Below are 16,911 nucleotides of genomic sequence, written 5' to 3' on the forward strand. Positions count from 1 at the left end.
ATAGATTTTTCTAATTTTACGGAAGTAAACCGAATCTCAAACCATAATTAAAGTATATCCTACAATGAAAGTAACCGTAGTTGGAGCTGGTAACGTGGGTGCAACATGCGCCGATGTATTGGCTTACCGCGAAATCGCGAACGAAGTAGTTTTAGTGGATATTAAAGAAGGTTTTGCTGAGGGCAAAGCGCTTGATATCTGGCAGAAAGCCCCCATCAACCTGTACGACACGCGCACTGTTGGCGTAACCAACGATTACAGCAAGACTGCTGGTTCTGACGTGGTAGTGATCACATCTGGTCTGCCGCGCAAGCCAGGTATGACGCGCGATGACCTTATCTCAACCAATGCCGGTATCGTGCAGTCGGTAACTGAGAACATCGTAAAGCACTCGCCTGACGCCATCATCATCGTGGTTTCTAACCCACTTGACGTGATGACTTATGCAGCGCACATCACTTCTAAACTGCCACGCACCCGTGTAATGGGTATGGCTGGTATCCTGGACACGGCTCGTTACAGAGCATTCCTGGCTGAGGCTCTGAACGTATCTCCAAAAGACATCCAGGCGGTATTGATGGGTGGCCACGGCGACACTATGGTTCCACTTCCACGCTACACAACGGTTGGCGGTATACCTGTAACTGAGTTGATCGACGAAGAAACACTGAACGCTATTGTTGACCGCACTAAGAACGGTGGTGGTGAATTGGTGAAACTGATGGGTACCTCTGCCTGGTATGCACCAGGTTCTGCAGCTGCTCAGATGGTAGAGGCGATCGTACGCGACCAGCGCCGTGTATTCCCTGTTTGCGTGAAGCTGGAAGGTGAGTACGGCATCGATGGCGTATACCTGGGTGTTCCGGTAATCCTGGGTAAAAACGGTATCGAGAAAATCATCGAACTGCAACTGAACGAAGACGAGAAGCAACTGCTGGAAACTTCCCGCGGTCACGTGAAAGAAGTAATGGACGCGCTTGACAACATCAACGCCGCCAAAGCTTAATCGCTATACCTACTTATTGATACGAAAAGCGCCGCTTCTGCAAAGGAGCGGCGCTTTTGTTTTATCTTTTGTGCGATATCAATCTTTTTGACTCGCCTGAAACAGCTTCTGCTTCTCTTCCTTCGAGAGACTTTCGTAACCCGAAACCGAAATCTTATCCAGGATCAGGTCGATCTCCATCTGGCTTGGCTTGCCGGCATAACCAGTGTGGTAACCAGAGTTGTTACGGGCGCCATTATTCCCCACAGTCGCTTTCTGCCGGTGCGTTACTTTCAGTTTCGGACGGCGCTTAAACAGACCGGTGAAAAAATCCATGGTACCATGCAACGGACGTCCCATGTCGCGGCCGCGCTGCAACTGCTTGATGAATAGCCAGCCAAAGAGGGCGCCACCCAAGTGGGCGATGTTACCACCGGCATTGTCGCCAATCGCTCCGGAAATAGATAGAATCACCAGAAAGGCAGCGATGTACTTGATGCGCACCGGACCAATGATGAGCAAGTTGAAGGTATAGTTCGGTATCAGCGTAGCTGCCGCTACCACCACCGCCAGCACACTGGCTGAGGCACCGATCATCACGGCATATGCGGCGCGATCGGCAAAGTATGGAATCAGGTTGTAACTCAGGATGTAGAGCAAACCACCAGCTATACCCCCCAGTATGTAGAGGCTCAGCAGTTTTTTTTCACCCAGATACTCCCTGATCAGCTGCCCGAACCAGTAAAGGTTGAGCATGTTGAAGATAATGTGCAGAAAACCTTCGTGGGTAAAGAAATACGAAATAATCGTCCAGGGGCGGGTAATGAAAACGAGCGTGTCAGAGGGCAGTGCGATAAAACGCATCAAGCCACTGTAAGCCCAGCTGCTACTGGTCAGGAACAACACCGTCCGGAGCGTGATCAGTACCACAAAAACAATGACGTTGATGAGGATAAGCTGCTTCAGGGTGTTGTTCGGCTGCCGGAAAGAGTCTTTTATGTCTTGGATAATACTCATTATACCTGTTAGCTGAAAAGAGCGGGAAGGCTTTGGTGCCTTTCTATCTTATACTTGTTGTTTTACTATTACGTATCCTGATAATCGTTGCGTTGCCACATTTTTATAAGAATATACGCAAATAACATACCGCCGAGGTGCGCAAAGTGCGCCACATTATCGCCGGGTATACGGTTAAAGCCTGCATAGAGCTCGTAGCCCCCATACAGGAGTACAAAATATTTGGCTTTTATAGGTATGGGCAGAAAGAGCAGGAAGAGCTCCAGATTTGGGAACAACATCCCAAACGCCATCAATATTCCAAATACTGCGCCAGATGCTCCCAGCATGGGCATGTTGAAAGTTTGATTGAAGACGGCACGTACAGCTTTCTTACTTTCTGCGATATAACCTTCATTATCTGGATTGCGCTGGTACTCAATGGCAAAGCGCTTCTCATACCCACCTGAGTAGTGAGACTCCATAAAGTTATAAAAGCCTGTTGGCGTCGGGTTTTCGATGTACTGCACCGCCTCGGTTTCAATTGTATTCAATTCATACGCCCGTACACCGGAGTAAAGCATACTGGCCCCCAGACCTGTGATCAGGTAAAAGGCCAGGAAGCGCTGTGAGCCCCAGAAACGCTCCAGCAAGGGCCCGAATATGAACAAGCTGAACATGTTGCTGAACAAGTGCGCCCAGCCGCCATGCAGGAACATGTGTGTGAAAATCTGAACCGGCTGAAAATAATCAGAGGCAAAATGGTGCAGCGCAAATTGTCGGTAGTCGAACACACCATTTGCCTGCAGTATAAATACGACCACGTTGATGATCAGGAGGTTCCTGACCATGGGGGTTATATTGAACATCTTATCTTCTTTTTGTCGAGTTGATCGCTATACCTGTTGGCTATACCTGAGACTACGCCCCGAAAACCAAAATCAACGATTTAACAATCAACAATTTAACAATTCAATTCACCCCTTCAGGAAGAGCTCATGCAACTGACCGAGCTCCATGATGACCAGCGTCTTCTGTCCGCCGGGGGTGTAGTTGGGCACTTCGCAGCCAAACAGCTTGTCTACGAGTGAGTTCATCTCAAGGTCTGACATGCGCGGCTGCAGTTTGGAGGCCAGCCGTTTGGCCATGGCGCGGGCCAGGTTCTCCCGTTTATCCAACTTGAGGGTGGCCAGATTGTTTTTATACTGTTCAATCAGCTCCTCAAGCAGCTCTTTTTCGTTGGCCGCCTGCACATCGGCAGGTATAGCGTTCAGGATGATGGTGTTGCCGCCAAAGTCCTCGAATTGGAAGCCCAACTCCTGAAACTCTGCCCGGAGCTCCTTTACCAAAGCTGAATCGGCGGGTGAGAGCTCGATGGTTTGCGGAAAAAGAAGCGCCTGCGAGGTCACCATCTTCTTCTGCAGCGAGGCCATGTACTTTTCGTATAGAATCCGCTCCTGCGCCGCCTGTTGGTCAATGATCATCACACCAGACTTTACCTGCACCAACAAGTACTTGTGATGTACCTGCAAAGTTTTGCTGGACGTGGTCATAGGCGCGGCAAAAGTATCGTCGAGCAAACCCATACCGGATGGCGATGTGATTCGCTCTTCCTCTTGCGCAGTTTTGGTATCGCGCAGCGGCTCGTAGAGCTGTTCCCAGCCATTAACGTTGGCCTTTTTAGGTGAGGCCGGCACTTTAAAGCCCTGAAAGATGCCTTCCTTCTCAAAACCCTCTCCCCCATGCGGCATCCGGATCGGCTGCAGCGGCGCAAAGTTCACGTCACTCTGGAAATCGAGCGAAGGGGCGATGTTATGCGTCCCAAGCGATTTCTTCACAGCAGCATGCACAATGGCGTACACTGTCTTCTCGTCTTCGAACTTGATCTCGGTCTTGGTCGGGTGTACATTAATGTCGATCCGCTCCGGCTCAATGTCGATAAAGAGCACATAGAAAGGGTGGCTGTCTTTTGGCAGCAGTCCTTCGTAGGCCGTCATCACGGCATGGTTGAGGTAGCCGCTCTTAATAAAACGGTTGTTTACGAAGAAGAATTGCTCGCCACGGGTCTTCTTGGCAAACTCAGGCTTGCCGATGTAGCCACGCACGCTCATAAAGGGCGTTTCTTCTTCGCAGCCGGCCATTTGCTCTTTGTAGTTGTTGCCAAACACGCCCACAATGCGCTGGCTCAGCTTTCCGGCCGGCAGACTGAAGATCTCCACATCGTTGTGATGCAGTGTAAAGGCCACTTCCGGGTAAGCCAGGGCCACCCGCTGAAACTCGTCGAGTATGTGCCGCATTTCCACCGCGTTCGTTTTCAGAAAATTGCGGCGGGCCGGCACGTTATAGAAGAGATTCTTGACAGCAATGGAGGTACCAGCAGCTACTGCAGCTGGTTCCTGCGCGGCCACCGTGGAGCCTTCCACCAGCAAGCGGGTACCCGTTTCGGCACCGTGCGGCTTGGTTTTGAGCTCTACCTGCGCCACCGCCCCGATGGAGGCCATGGCCTCACCCCGGAAACCCATCGTCCGGATCCGGAACAGGTCTTCTGTAGACTTGATTTTAGAAGTGGCGTGGCGCTCGAAGCACATGCGGGCGTCGGTTTCCGACATGCCGATACCGTTGTCCACTACCTGCACCAGCTGCTTGCCAGCTTCCTTTACGATCAGCTGCACGCTTGTGGCACGGGCGTCAATGGCGTTCTCCAGCAGTTCTTTTACCACCGATGAAGGCCGCTGCACCACTTCACCAGCGGCTATCTGGTTGGCTAGGTAATCAGGCAATAAGTGTATAATATCGGACATCCGCTATTTCTAATTCAATTTAGGTATCTTCTATGCAAAATCTTGCGTTTTTAATAAAAACGGTCGGATTTTTGAATATACTATTTTGTCAAAACAGAACTTATTCAGAACAAATTTTATTACTAATTTACAGACCAGTTGCGAAATGGGTCGAAAATTAGAAGAGAGTCTGGATTCTGATTTTAACAAGAGACCGACGTATGGCTTGTGGCTCCTGAGGCGTTAGCACCTACAAAGGCCATCCGCTATACCGCCTGTCAGGGGCAAAAAGACTGGAAATAATTTTTCTCGTTTTTTGAACCGCCTTCTGCAAAAATAGGCTTAATTTCGACTTGTTCCAATATAATAATACCAGTACAGGATGTTGAAGAGTTTTAGCTTAGGATTACTTATACTTATCTTTCTCGGAATGGGACCGCTGATGTCACTGACACCGTCAGACAACATTATTGTGGCTTCGAAAGAGCAAAGTTGGGTAGACAGTGTCTTCACATCCATGACTCCGAATCAGCGTATCGGCCAGCTGTTTATGGTGGCAGCCTACTCCAACAAAGACGAAAAACACTTCCGGCAGATCGATACCCTTGTAGCCCGCTATAATGTGGGTGGCATTATGTTCATGCAGGGCGGCCCGGTGCGGCAGGCGCAGTTGACCAACCGCTTCCAAAGCAAGGCAAAAGTACCCGCATTAATCGCCCTGGACGCCGAGTGGGGCCTGAACATGCGCCTCGATAGCAGCATGCACTTCGCCAAGCAAATGACGCTGGGCGCTCTCAACGACGACAAGTACATATACCTGATGGGCCGCGAGATTGCGCTCAAGATGAAGCGTATGGGCGTGCACGTGAGCTTCTCGCCTGTACTGGACGTGAACGTGAATCCAGCTAACCCGGTGATCGGCAACCGTTCTTTCGGCGAAACCAAAGAGGAAGTGGCCCGCCGCGGTGTAGCTTACATCAAAGGTTTGCAGGACCACGGCGTGATTGCCGTTGCCAAGCACTTCCCCGGCCACGGCGACACCGACACCGACTCCCACCTGACTCTCCCGGTGGTAAACCACGACATGAAGCGCCTTTCGGAGGTGGAGCTATACCCTTTCCATAAGTCATTTGAGGCCGGTGTGATGGGCGTGATGGTGGCGCATCTGCACATGCCTAAGATCGACTCCACTAAAAATCAGGCGGCCACACTGTCTAAGCCAATCGTGACAGGGCTTCTGAAAGAAAAAATGAAATATAAGGGCCTTGTCTTCACTGACGCCCTGAACATGAAAGGCGTGAGCAGCTTCTACAAGCCCGGCGAAGTGGATCTGAAGGCCTTAATGGCTGGTAACGACGTGCTGTTATTCCCGGAGGATGTGCCAACTGCTATCCGTAAGATCAACGAAGCTATCGCAGCCAAGCAAATTAAGCAGGAAGACATTGACCAGCGTGTGCGCAAGATCTTGCATGCCAAGTACTGGGCTGGTCTGAACAACTACAAGCCGGTATCGCTGACGAATCTACAGCAGGATGTGGATCGTCCGCTGAGCAATGTGGTGCAGGAGCAGCTGTACGAACATGCCGTAACGGTAGCCCGCAACAAGGCCAACCTCATTCCCTTCCGCAACCTTGATACGCTGAGCATTGCATCGGTGGCCATCGGTACGGGTCCGAACAGTGTGTTCCAGCAGACACTGGGCAATTACGCTCCTGTGACCAAGTTTAACATCAAAGACCGCTTTGCCCCTGATTCCGCCTTTACCAAGCTTATACCTAAGCTGCAGGACCATGATGTGGTGGTAGTGAGCGTGCATGGCATGAACAATACGCCTTTCAGGGATTTTGGAATTGGGCTGGGCACGCGTGCTTTTGTGCAATACCTACAGAAGAGCACCAATAAGAAAGTCGTAGTAGCTGTGTTTGGCAATGCCTACAGCCTGAAGTTCTTCGACCAGAGTGAGTGGCTGGTAGCCGGTTACGAAGACAACCCTACCTCGCAGTCGCTGGTACCGCAGGTGCTGTTTGGTGCCCGCGCCGCCAAAGGCAAATTACCTGTAACGGCTTCGGCTACCCTGAAAGCAGGAACAGGTATAGCAACTCCTGCCCTCGGACGCCTGAAGTACGGCACGCCTGAGAGTGTAGGGATGGACTCCAAGACCTTGGCGCAGATCGACAACATTGCCACCGAAGCTATTGCCTATGCTGCAACGCCGGGTGCACAGGTGCTGGTGGTGAAGAACGGTACAGTCATCTTCAACAAATCATACGGCCACTATACCTACGACAAGAAAAAGCCTGTTACCAATAACACAGTATACGACATCGCTTCTATCACCAAAGTGGCGGCTACGCTGCAGGCGGTGATGTTCCTCAAAGATCAGGGCAAGATCAACCTGGACGAGAAAGTATCGACTTACCTGCCGGAGCTGAAAGGTACTAATAAGGCCAACCTGGTGATTCGCGATGTGCTGGCCCACCAGTCAGGATTGCGGGCAGGTATACCGCACTGGCAGAAAACGCTCGACAAGCTGCAACTGAACCAGACCTTCTACGCCAGCGCTCAGAATGATGTGTTTCCGAACGAAGTGGTGCCAGGCATCTATTCCATCAAATCGATGGAAGATTCGCTGTGGGCCTGGACGGTACGTTCGCCGCTGCTGGTGAAGCCAAAGACTGCCAAGACGTACGACTATCAGTACAGCGACCTTGGGTTCTACATCCTCAAGCGGATGTCGGAGCGTTTGCTGAACCAGCCGCTGAACGAGTTCATGGATCAGAACTTTTACGGTCCGCTTGGTTTGAGCACTATGACCTATAACCCGCTCCTGAAGCACCAGCGCGATGTGATTGTACCAACCGAAGATGACAATTACTTCCGCAAGAACCTGATCTGGGGTACGGTACATGACCAGGGTGCTGCCATGATGGGTGGCGTGGGTGGCCATGCCGGTTTGTTCTCAAACGCCAATGACCTGGCTATACTCATGCAAATGAACCTGCAGAACGGCAAGTACGGCGGACACCAGTTCTACAAATCGGAGGTGGTGAGCGAGTTTGCGAAAAGACAATCGACCACGAGTCGCCGCGGATTGGGCTGGGACAAACCAGACCCTGACGGTAATGGCCCAACGTCGAATCTTGCCTCAAAAGCGACCTTTGGCCACACAGGCTTTACCGGAACAGGCGCCTGGGTAGACCCTGATAACCAACTGATTTACATATTCCTTTCCAACAGAGTATACCCGGATGCGAGCAATTCCAAACTCGTGAAGTACAACATCCGCACCCGTATACATGATGTGATCTATAAAGCGATAGTACCTAAAACTTAAATAAAAAGGATACTTTTACAAGTGCAGCTCCGCATAGGGCTGCACTTGTTGTTTCCTCAGCATAAAACCATGAAAATCGGAATAGTTTGTTATCCTACCTTCGGGGGAAGCGGCGTGGTCGCCACAGAACTCGGCAAGGAACTGGCGCTAAAAGGTCACCAGGTGCACTTCATCACCTACAGCCAGCCAGCCCGACTGGATTTTTTTAACGAGAATGTTTCCTACCACGAGGTATACATCCCGAACTACCCCCTCTTCCAGTACCCGCCATACGAACTGGCACTAGCCAGCAAAATGGTAGACATCGCCCGTTTTGAGAAGCTTGACGTGTTGCATGTGCATTATGCCATACCGCATGCGTCGGCGGCGTACATGGCCAAACAGATCCTGCGCACCAAAGGCATTTACATACCTGTTATCACCACCCTGCATGGCACAGATATTACCTTGGTGGGCAAGGATGCTTCGTTTGAGCCGGTGGTAACATTTAGCATCAACCAGTCAGATGGCGTAACAGCTGTTTCGGAGAGCCTCCGCACCGAAACGTACGAGTTCTTCCAGATCGAGAAAGACATTGAGGTGATTCCAAACTTCATTGATTTGAAAAAATTCAAGCGCCAGAAGAAAGAGCACTTCCGGGCGGCCATCAGTCCAAACAACGAGAAGTTGTTGGTACATACCTCAAATTTCAGGGGGGTGAAGCGTGTGGAAGATGTCATCCGGATTTTTGCCAAGGTACGCGAGCAGATGCCATCGAAGCTCTTGCTGGTCGGTGATGGCCCTGAGCGCCCTAAAATGGAGAAGCTTTGCCGCGACCTGAAGATCTGCAATGACGTGCGTTTCCTAGGTAAACTTGAGGCAGTAGAGGAAGTGCTGTCTATTGCTGACTTGTTCCTGATGCCTTCCGAGAAAGAGAGTTTTGGCTTGGCCGCACTCGAAGCGATGGCCTGCGAAGTACCTGTTATCTCAACCAACGCCGGCGGTATACCTGAACTCAATGTGCACGGCGTAACCGGCTTCGTAAGCGAAGTGGGCGATGTGGATGACATGGTGAAAAACGCCCTGCACATCCTCGACGACGCCAACCTGCCGACCTTTAAGGCAAATGCTTTGGCCCGTGCTCATTATTTTGATATCGATAAGATCGTGCCGCTCTACGAGCAATTCTACCAGCGCATCATCGATGCGCAACTGGCTGAAACTGGCAATCCGTTGTAGATCAGAAATAAATTGTAGAAAAATCCGGCCGCTATACCTGTTGCCGGATTTTTTTATGCCTTATATTTACTTTGGTGCGCCACCCTGTAATTCTTTGCTGTCATCTCAACGTAAGGAAGGATCTGGATTGGAAGATGAATGATATACCCCTGCCCCCTCTCAAGAGCAGGGTCGTTTCATTCTATTTTTTTGTCATCCTGTAAGGATCCTGGTAAAGAGGGCCCCTACCCCCGCCAGTAGCATAGGCTTAATCTCCCGGTGGTAGGAGCCCTCTATTTCAACCAAGTTTCTTTACAGAATGACAGAATATTTGGGTCTATTTTTTTAGAATGAAACGACCCTGCTCTCAAGAGGGGAATTTTAACTTTAATATAGCGCGGGCGTCCTCGCTCGTGATTAAAAGTCTAAGTAACTCACCCTCCCTCGCTCGCCAGAGGCGAGCGAGAGCTAAATATTAAGCTATACCTAATAAACCCTATTACCTTACCCGACCAAACTATGGCAAAAGACAAGTACTACATCATCGACTTCGACAGCACTTTTACACAGGTAGAGGCACTGGATGAACTGGGCGAAATAAGTCTGGCGGGTGAGGAGAACAAGGACGAGATCCTGCAGCAAATTAAGGATCTGACTAATGGCGCCATGGAGGGTAAAAGTTCGTTTACCGAAGGCTTATCCAAACGGCTGGCTTTACTCAAGGCGAACCGCCGGCATCTGAAGCCGCTAATCCAGCTTTTGCAGACCAAGGTTTCGGACTCCATCAAGCGCAACAAAGGATTCTTCCAGGCCTATGCCGACCACATCCTGATCGTTTCTAGCGGGTTTAAGGAGTTTATCACCCCGATCGTGACCGAGTATGGCATCAAGGAAGAAAACATATACGCCAATACCTTCAGGTTTGACGAACAAGGCAACATCATTGGCTTTGATGAAGAGAACCTGCTGTGCCTGGACCGGGGTAAGATAAAGCTACTCGAGGAGCTGGCGCTGGAGGGTGATGTGTATGTGCTGGGCGATGGGTATACCGATTACGAGATTAAGGAAGCGGGTTTGGCCAACAAGTTCTATGCCTTCACCGAAAACGTGGTGCGCGACAGTGTAGTAGCGAAAGCCGACGACGTGGCCCCAAGTCTGGACGAGTTCCTCTACCAGCACAAACTGCCGATGGCGATCTCCTATCCTAAAAACCGCATTCGGGTGCTTTTGCTGGAGAACGTACATCCCAAAGCCGTCGAGTTATTCAAGCGTGAGGGCTACCAGATCGAGACTGTATCGGGAGCTTTGAGTGAGGATGAGCTATGTGAGCGGATCAGGAATGTATCGGTGCTGGGTATACGCTCTAAAACGCAGGTGACGAAGCGCGTGCTCGAGCATGCCAACAAACTGATGTGCATCGGTGCATTCTGCATCGGCACCAACCAGATCGACCTGAGCGCCTGCCTGGATGCCGGTGTGGCCGTGTTTAATGCGCCTTACAGCAATACCCGTAGCGTAGTGGAACTGGCCATCGGTGAAATTATCATGCTTTGCCGCAATGCCGTTGACAAAAGCACTAAAATGCACCAGGGGATCTGGGATAAGTCTGCTACCGGCAGCGTAGAGGTACGTGACAAAAAACTGGGCATAATCGGCTACGGCAGTATTGGAGCGCAACTGTCGGTGCTGGCAGAGGCATTGGGCATGGTGGTGTACTACTACGATGTGGTTGAGAGACTACAGCTCGGCAATGCCCGCAAATGCGAAACGCTAAAACAGCTCCTTGAAATAGCCGACATTGTGAGTCTGCACGTAGACGGTCGCACCAGCAACCAGGGTATGTTCGGAGCAGAAGAATTTGCCGCCATGAAGGACGGGGCCATCTTTTTGAACCTGAGCCGTGGCCATATCGTGGACTTGCCGGCTTTGGTAGAGGCTATTAAATCAGGTAAGGTACGCGGCGCGGCGGTGGATGTGTACCCGTATGAGCCGGCCACCAATGACGAGGAGTTTGTAAGCGAACTGCGTGGACTGCCCAATGTCATCCTGACCCCGCACATCGGCGGCAGCACACAGGAGGCGCAGGAGAACATCGGCACATTTGTACCAAGCCGCATTATGGAGTATATCAACACTGGCAACAGCTACCAGAGTGTAAACTTTCCGAACATCCAGCTGCCGGAGCTTAAGAATGCCCACCGCCTGATTCACATCCACAAGAACGTGCCGGGCGTACTCGCTAATATCAACAGCGTACTGGCTGGAAATCAAGTCAACATATTAGGCCAGTACCTGAAAACCAATGAACAGATCGGCTACGTGATCACAGACATCGACAAGCTATATGACAAGAAAGTGATCGAGGAGATGAAGCGGGTACCGGCTACGATCAAGTTCAGGATTTTGTACTAAGGTAGAGCCTTAAATTCCACCTTCTCAGCTTTCTAAGTTAGAACACCTGCCCGATCTCCTGCTTCAGATAACTGATGGCTTTGGCCGTTGGGTCGATTTCGTTGTTGAGCACGTTTTCCAGAATGCGCTTGGCTAGTTCCGTGCCTTTTGCCTTTTCGTCGAGGCTTTGGAAAGATTTGTTGATCAGGTTCACAACTTCTTCGCGGGCATGCCTTACCTGCTGCCAGGCCTGCTCGGTCATGTATACCTGCTGCGACATATTGTGGTTAAACTCGTTTCGGATCTCAGTGAGCAGGATGCGGTGGTATTCGGCGGCTGTGTGGCCCCCCCCACTCACCCGTAACAGGAGGTTGCTTGGCGTAATGCGCTCCAGCAACAGCACAATGCGTTCATAGGCCTGTAGCCGGATGGGCGTCACGACCTCAGCGCTTTTGTGACGAAGCTCCAGCAAGCGCAGTCTGTAATCCCGCTCCAGGAACTTTTTCAGCATAGAGTAAGCTACTGCGGCCACCAGAATGGCAGGTATAGAAATTCTGAGTATGTCGAGTATAATATTGGTTCCTTCTTCCATTTGCGATTGTTTTGAAACTTAAATATCGGGAAAAATTAATTTAGGTTGGCATGAATCATTTTCTGGATACAGCTGTTTAGCTAATACAACGGATAGCCGCAGTAAAATTGCGAGTAATTGCGTAAATTGCGACTCCATTTCAAATTTGAACGAACTATGGCAACTGAGACAAAAACTGCACCTATAGCGCTTACTGAAAAAGCACTGGCTGAAGTTAAAAATATAATGCAAGAGAAAAACGTACCTGCTGAATACGGCCTGCGCATTGGCGTGCAAGGCGGTGGCTGCTCTGGTATGTCCTACCTGCTGGGCTTTGACAAGGCAAAGGACTCTGACGAGATCTACACGCTCGAAGGTTTGAACCTGATCATGGACAAGAAACATGCAATGTATGTACTGGGTATGGAAGTTGATTTCCAGGACGGCCTGAACGCCCGTGGTTTCGTTTTCAACAACCCACAGGCTAAGAGCACCTGCGGTTGCGGCAGCTCATTCTCTGCATAAGATAGAAAGCACCTTCTTTCTCTTTAGAAAGACAAAGCCCGGCCAGTTGGCCGGGCTTTGTTGTTTTATCAATGGCGATCGTCATACTGTATAACATTCACTACTGTATCTGCCCTGAATTCAACATCAATGACATGAGGCAATAGAGAAAACGGACCTGGCAGCCGGCCTGTATAATATTTCCACCGTGCATTACTTTGGTTCTCTCTACCCGTTGTACCCAGCCACTTTTCAACTTCTGGTCTTGTCTTTCCAACAAGTAGCTTGCGAGCTATTAAATCATCCGTCATCTTATACCTTTCATCCGGCTCTGCCCACCATCCCGTTTGATTGAATTTTACATCAGGGTAATATCGCCAGACCACAAGGCTTGTGGAGTAAATGAACAGGAAACTCAAAAGGATGAAAGATAATGCAACAACCCACGCTGTAAATTTTCCAAGTCCATACCTTTCCATTACAGGCTTGACCTTGTAAGAACTCACGACACAGAGTCCTGCAAAGGCTGCTATAAGGAAAATCATCCAGGAAAATGTACCTATCAGCATAAGCACGCTCTCAATACGTTCTCGTCATAGTCGCTGGCACGACCAGTATATAATCCGCCTTCTGCACATGCTCCTCTGTCAGTTTGCCCAGGTTTTCCTGTAGCACGGTGGTGATGGTCATTGTTTTGAGTTGAGGATTTCCCTGCTTCAGATACCAGCCTATACCTTCAAAATTATCGGAGTGGTAGGCGCCGTTGAGGTGCAGCATTTTACTGCCGCTGTTTACCTGCTGCAGGATGAAATGAGCCATGGTCGCATCTTTCAGGGCCTGTGCCTGCACAATGTTTTCGCTTTTGGTGTTGCCGTGGGTGCTGCCGCCGAACATAGCCAGCATATTTTTATACCCCGGCAGGTTCATATCGACCTGCACGGGCAGTGGTGCGATATAGCACTTAGCGTCTGGCGACACATTCTCCAGCGCCTTCAGGCTGCCAGCTGATACCATGGCGGCATAACGGCGCGGCACGTTGGTAGCAATGAAAGGTATACCTGCTTCTTTCGCAAAACGTACCACAGGTCGGTAATCAGTTTTGTAATTATTCCATGGCCGCGATTCCTGCTCAAAGTTGTTCTCCGCCACCTGCCCCGACAGGTATTCATTCAGCACCAGTTGCACATCGGCTTCAAACATCTCGGCTCCTATGGCAAAGCGCTGCTGGTGAGCCTTGTGCAGGTCTTTGGCTACTTCTAATTGCAACCAGTGCGCGATTGGGTCGTTGTGCTGTTCTCCAAACAGCACAACATCAGCTTTCTGCAGTTCTTCCAGCATTCTGCTATACTTTACCGGCTTGCCCTTTGCCGTGAAGAGTTGGTAGGCGGGTTTGTCATTTTTTTGAGCCATAGTAATTGAACCCATTAAAAGCATTAAGTAGGCTATTAGGTATATCCTCTTCATGCTTCAAGCCCAAATTGTTGCTTCACATAGATATTCAAAATTGACTTTAGCATTTCAAATCCAACTGTTGGCAGTTTATCCCCTACTTTCGATTTAGCTTTATTCCAAATGTTATTATCTCTCGCGGCGTCTAAAAATTCGTGCCCATTCCATGTTAAACTTATTGGTTTCCATTCTTCAAGTTCTCTACAAGACACATAATCAGCTTCTATGTATCCTGCTTGGAATAATAGCTTAACATGATAGCTTACCTCTTTATCATTGTAACCTTCTATTGATAAACTAAAACTCCTACTTAATGAGGTAGATTTTTCTACTTCTATAAGAATCTGCCTAATAAGATCAATATCTCTTTTCATAATATTACGTTTCCCCTATCAAGTTACAAAAAAATAGCTGGCTCCGAAGAACCAGCTATGCTAATTTTATACCTATACCTGAGTGGCTATACTCTGTAAAACAACCACTTCGACAGCTCTTTGTAGTTGATTTTCTTGCCGTACATCAGTATACCTACCCGGTAGATTCTGGAGGCAATCCAGGTGGTGAAGATGAAGCCTAGAATAAGGAGCCCCATTGAAAGCAGGAGTTCGCTTGCAGGTACGCCGAATGGGATACGCACCATCATCACAATTGGAGATGTAAACGGAATGATCGACATCCAGAAAGCTACTGGCCCATCCGGATTCTGTATCACCACCGTGTAGGACATGATGAAAGAGATGATGAGCGGGATTGTGATCGGGAACATGAACTGCTGCGTGTCCGTCTCGTTGTCCACAGCCGCACCAATGGCTCCGAAGAGGGAACCGTACAAAAGGTAGCCGCCCAGGAAGTAGAACAGAAAACTGCCTAACAAGAGCGGGAAGTTGAGGTTAGAGATGGCGCTACTCACTTCGGATAAGGTATTTTGTTGGCTTGATTCTTCTGTCTCAGCAGATTCCTCTTCACCTGTTGCCATGGCACGTCCCGACTGCATCTGCTCGATTGGGGTAGGCGCTGGTTTGATGTCAAAGGCTGCCTGCACTCCGCTCACCACGATGGCCGACAGTACCACCCATAGCAGAAACTGCGTCAGGCCTACACCGGCTATACCTACGATCTTGCCCATCATGAGCTGAAAAGGCTTCACTGATGAAATCATTACCTCCACTATACGATTGGTTTTCTCCTCAATCACGCCACGCATGATTTGCACGCCATACAGGAAAATGAAGAAGTAAATAATCACGGCCCCAATGATGCCAGCTCCGGACGTTACCCAAACGTTGCTGTCACGCTCCCCACTTTCGCTCAGGTTCACGGTGGTCATGGTAATGTTGGCCTTCATTTTGTTGAGCATGTCGCGGTCTATACCTGAGGCCATAAAGCGCTGACTCTCAATTTCCTTCTCGAGCATATTCTCCAGCCTGAACTTTACCTGCAGACTGGTATTTTTTTTGGAATAGAGCCGTATACCTTCGGGTTTGTCAAGGTCGAGCTGCGGGATGTGCAGCAGTGCTGTGTAGTCTGTTTCCTGGTAAGCCATTTTGGCCTGCTCCAGCGAACCGGCAGCTATCGGGATAATTTTCAGGTCCTCGCGACTTTCCAGCTTATCTGCAAAGTGCCCGCTCTCGTCCAGCACCATCACCACATCCTCACTGTCCGAAATAGTGGCGAGCCAGGCAGGTATAACCATGAAGGCGGCCAGCAACAGCGGTGTCAGGAAGGTCATGATGATGAAGCTTTTCTTCCGCACGCGTGTCAGGTATTCGCGCTGTATAATGAGCCAGATCTTATGCATGGTAGGTTTCTTTTACTTTTCGGATAAATATGTCATTGATACTCGGCACCAGCTCCACAAAAGAGTGCACCTCCACACGCTGAATCAGGTAACGCAGCAGGTCATTTGGCGAAGCACCATCGAGCAGGCGGATGGAAGCCCGGAACACACCGTGGTTGTCATGCTGCTCCAGCACTTCAAAGTCAGGTGACGTAATCAGCAATTGCCCGTTGCCGATCACCTGGTAAGTATCTGTCTTGTAAGTGTCTTTAATTTCGCGTACCGGTCCATCAAGCACCTTGCGTGAGCGGTTGATCAGGGCGATGTTATCGCAAAGCTCCTCCACCGACTCCATGCGGTGTGTTGAGAAGATGATGGTCGCACCGTTGTCGCGCAGGCGCAAAATCTCATCTTTAATCAGGTTAGCATTGATGGGGTCGAAACCAGAGAAAGGCTCATCAAGAATGATCAGGGAAGGCTGGTGCATGACAGTGGCCATGAACTGTACTTTCTGCTGCATCCCTTTGGAAAGGTCTTCGATGTTTTTATTCATCCATTCCTTTATCTCAAAGCGGGCCACCCATTCCTTAATGCGGGCTATGGCTTCGTCTTTCGTCAGGCCTTTGAGCTGAGCCAGGTATAGCAGCTGCTCCCCTACCTTCATCTTCTTATACAGTCCGCGCTCTTCAGGCAAATAGCCCATATCCTTGATATGCGACGGACGCAGTTTCTCGCCTTTGAAGTATATCTCACCTGAGTCGGCACCTGTAATTTGAGTGATGATGCGGATCAGGGATGTTTTACCGGCACCGTTTGGGCCCAGCAAGCCGAAAATACAGCCTGCAGGTATATCAAAGCTGACGTTGTCAAGGGCAGTGTGGTTAGCGTATCGCTTGGTTACGCCATCTATTTTAAGAATGCTCAATG

At 49.9% G+C, this 16,911-nt stretch carries 14 protein-coding genes; 5 read left to right on the top strand and 9 right to left on the bottom strand.

Annotated features, from left to right (window positions below; genetic code table 11):
• Nucleotides 1-64: 64 nt before the first annotated feature.
• On the top strand, nt 65-1,006 hold the full coding sequence (mdh, locus tag AC5FXQ_RS02915; protein WP_007653210.1) for a malate dehydrogenase: 942 nt from the start codon (nt 65-67) through the stop codon (nt 1,004-1,006).
• A gap of 78 nt (nt 1,007-1,084) precedes the next feature.
• Here mdh and AC5FXQ_RS02920 read toward each other — a convergent pair whose 3' ends face one another.
• The 3 genes from AC5FXQ_RS02920 to mutL all read right to left on the bottom strand — a co-directional run bounded on the left by AC5FXQ_RS02920 (nt 1,085) and on the right by mutL (nt 4,782).
• Complete coding sequence (locus tag AC5FXQ_RS02920) at nt 1,085-2,002, bottom strand: rhomboid family intramembrane serine protease (RefSeq protein WP_493600995.1); 918 nt, start codon at nt 2,000-2,002, stop codon at nt 1,085-1,087.
• Nucleotides 2,003-2,070: 68 nt separating this feature from the next.
• The gene (locus AC5FXQ_RS02925; RefSeq protein WP_230392155.1) at nt 2,071-2,832 is read right to left on the bottom strand and encodes a rhomboid family intramembrane serine protease; all 762 of its coding nucleotides are present in this window, start codon (nt 2,830-2,832) and stop codon (nt 2,071-2,073) included.
• A 126-nt stretch (nt 2,833-2,958) separates the two neighbouring features.
• A complete protein-coding gene (gene mutL, locus AC5FXQ_RS02930) occupies nt 2,959-4,782 on the bottom strand; it encodes a DNA mismatch repair endonuclease MutL (protein WP_493600996.1) in 1,824 nt (607 codons plus the stop codon).
• A 361-nt stretch (nt 4,783-5,143) separates the two neighbouring features.
• Here mutL and AC5FXQ_RS02935 point away from each other — a divergent pair, with 361 nt between their 5' ends.
• From AC5FXQ_RS02935 to serA, 3 genes are all read left to right on the top strand, one after another.
• Nucleotides 5,144-8,095, top strand: a complete 2,952-nt coding sequence (locus AC5FXQ_RS02935; protein ID WP_493600997.1) for a serine hydrolase domain-containing protein — start codon at nt 5,144-5,146, stop codon at nt 8,093-8,095.
• Nucleotides 8,096-8,164: 69 nt separating this feature from the next.
• A complete protein-coding gene (gene bshA / locus AC5FXQ_RS02940) occupies nt 8,165-9,313 on the top strand; it encodes an N-acetyl-alpha-D-glucosaminyl L-malate synthase BshA (protein WP_493600998.1) in 1,149 nt (382 codons plus the stop codon).
• A gap of 498 nt (nt 9,314-9,811) precedes the next feature.
• Nucleotides 9,812-11,704, top strand: a complete 1,893-nt coding sequence (gene serA / locus AC5FXQ_RS02945) for a phosphoglycerate dehydrogenase (RefSeq protein ID WP_493600999.1) — start codon at nt 9,812-9,814, stop codon at nt 11,702-11,704.
• 37 nt (nt 11,705-11,741) lie between these two features.
• On the opposite strand, the gene AC5FXQ_RS02950 is transcribed toward serA, so the two are convergent.
• A complete protein-coding gene (locus tag AC5FXQ_RS02950) occupies nt 11,742-12,275 on the bottom strand; it encodes a DUF7935 family protein (protein WP_493601000.1) in 534 nt (177 codons plus the stop codon).
• A gap of 156 nt (nt 12,276-12,431) precedes the next feature.
• Here AC5FXQ_RS02950 and AC5FXQ_RS02955 point away from each other — a divergent pair, with 156 nt between their 5' ends.
• On the top strand, nt 12,432-12,779 hold the full coding sequence (locus AC5FXQ_RS02955) for a HesB/IscA family protein (protein WP_076422951.1): 348 nt from the start codon (nt 12,432-12,434) through the stop codon (nt 12,777-12,779).
• Between the two features lie 68 nt (nt 12,780-12,847).
• Here AC5FXQ_RS02955 and AC5FXQ_RS02960 read toward each other — a convergent pair whose 3' ends face one another.
• The 5 genes from AC5FXQ_RS02960 to AC5FXQ_RS02980 form a co-directional block, all read right to left on the bottom strand.
• Nucleotides 12,848-13,327, bottom strand: coding sequence for a hypothetical protein (locus AC5FXQ_RS02960; protein WP_493601001.1), 480 nt, complete (start codon nt 13,325-13,327; stop codon nt 12,848-12,850).
• Between the two features lie 10 nt (nt 13,328-13,337).
• Nucleotides 13,338-14,168 carry a ChaN family lipoprotein gene (locus AC5FXQ_RS02965; protein WP_493601002.1) on the bottom strand — a complete coding sequence of 277 codons (831 nt, stop codon included), beginning with the start codon at nt 14,166-14,168 and terminating at the stop codon, nt 13,338-13,340.
• A gap of 50 nt (nt 14,169-14,218) precedes the next feature.
• Nucleotides 14,219-14,581: a DUF2513 domain-containing protein gene (locus AC5FXQ_RS02970; protein ID WP_493601003.1), complete on the bottom strand. Its 363-nt coding sequence runs from the start codon at nt 14,579-14,581 to the stop codon at nt 14,219-14,221.
• Nucleotides 14,582-14,667: 86 nt separating this feature from the next.
• Nucleotides 14,668-16,005, bottom strand: a complete 1,338-nt coding sequence (locus tag AC5FXQ_RS02975) for an ABC transporter permease (RefSeq protein ID WP_493601004.1) — start codon at nt 16,003-16,005, stop codon at nt 14,668-14,670.
• The gene (locus AC5FXQ_RS02980; protein ID WP_299987142.1) at nt 15,998-16,909 is read right to left on the bottom strand and encodes an ABC transporter ATP-binding protein; all 912 of its coding nucleotides are present in this window, start codon (nt 16,907-16,909) and stop codon (nt 15,998-16,000) included. Before AC5FXQ_RS02980 ends, AC5FXQ_RS02975 begins: the two co-directional genes overlap by 8 nt.
• Nucleotides 16,910-16,911 lie beyond the last annotated feature (2 nt).

The sequence above is a fragment of the Pontibacter sp. LHS1 genome (assembly GCF_058932855.1).

What these genes read in the sequence shown, in the direction of transcription:
- mdh (WP_007653210.1), top strand. Translation starts at nt 65, where the DNA reads ATGAAAGTAACCGTAGTTGGAGCTGGTAACGTGGGTGCAACATGCGCC.
- AC5FXQ_RS02955 (WP_076422951.1), top strand. Translation starts at nt 12,432, where the DNA reads ATGGCAACTGAGACAAAAACTGCACCTATAGCGCTTACTGAAAAAGCA.
- AC5FXQ_RS02970 (WP_493601003.1), bottom strand. Translation starts at nt 14,581, where the DNA reads ATGAAAAGAGATATTGATCTTATTAGGCAGATTCTTATAGAAGTAGAA.
- AC5FXQ_RS02950 (WP_493601000.1), bottom strand. Translation starts at nt 12,275, where the DNA reads ATGGAAGAAGGAACCAATATTATACTCGACATACTCAGAATTTCTATA.
- AC5FXQ_RS02935 (WP_493600997.1), top strand. Translation starts at nt 5,144, where the DNA reads ATGTTGAAGAGTTTTAGCTTAGGATTACTTATACTTATCTTTCTCGGA.
- AC5FXQ_RS02960 (WP_493601001.1), bottom strand. Translation starts at nt 13,327, where the DNA reads ATGCTGATAGGTACATTTTCCTGGATGATTTTCCTTATAGCAGCCTTT.
- serA (WP_493600999.1), top strand. Translation starts at nt 9,812, where the DNA reads ATGGCAAAAGACAAGTACTACATCATCGACTTCGACAGCACTTTTACA.
- AC5FXQ_RS02925 (WP_230392155.1), bottom strand. Translation starts at nt 2,832, where the DNA reads ATGGTCAGGAACCTCCTGATCATCAACGTGGTCGTATTTATACTGCAG.
- bshA (WP_493600998.1), top strand. Translation starts at nt 8,165, where the DNA reads ATGAAAATCGGAATAGTTTGTTATCCTACCTTCGGGGGAAGCGGCGTG.
- AC5FXQ_RS02965 (WP_493601002.1), bottom strand. Translation starts at nt 14,168, where the DNA reads ATGGCTCAAAAAAATGACAAACCCGCCTACCAACTCTTCACGGCAAAG.
- AC5FXQ_RS02920 (WP_493600995.1), bottom strand. Translation starts at nt 2,002, where the DNA reads ATGAGTATTATCCAAGACATAAAAGACTCTTTCCGGCAGCCGAACAAC.
- AC5FXQ_RS02975 (WP_493601004.1), bottom strand. Translation starts at nt 16,005, where the DNA reads ATGCATAAGATCTGGCTCATTATACAGCGCGAATACCTGACACGCGTG.
- mutL (WP_493600996.1), bottom strand. Translation starts at nt 4,782, where the DNA reads ATGTCCGATATTATACACTTATTGCCTGATTACCTAGCCAACCAGATA.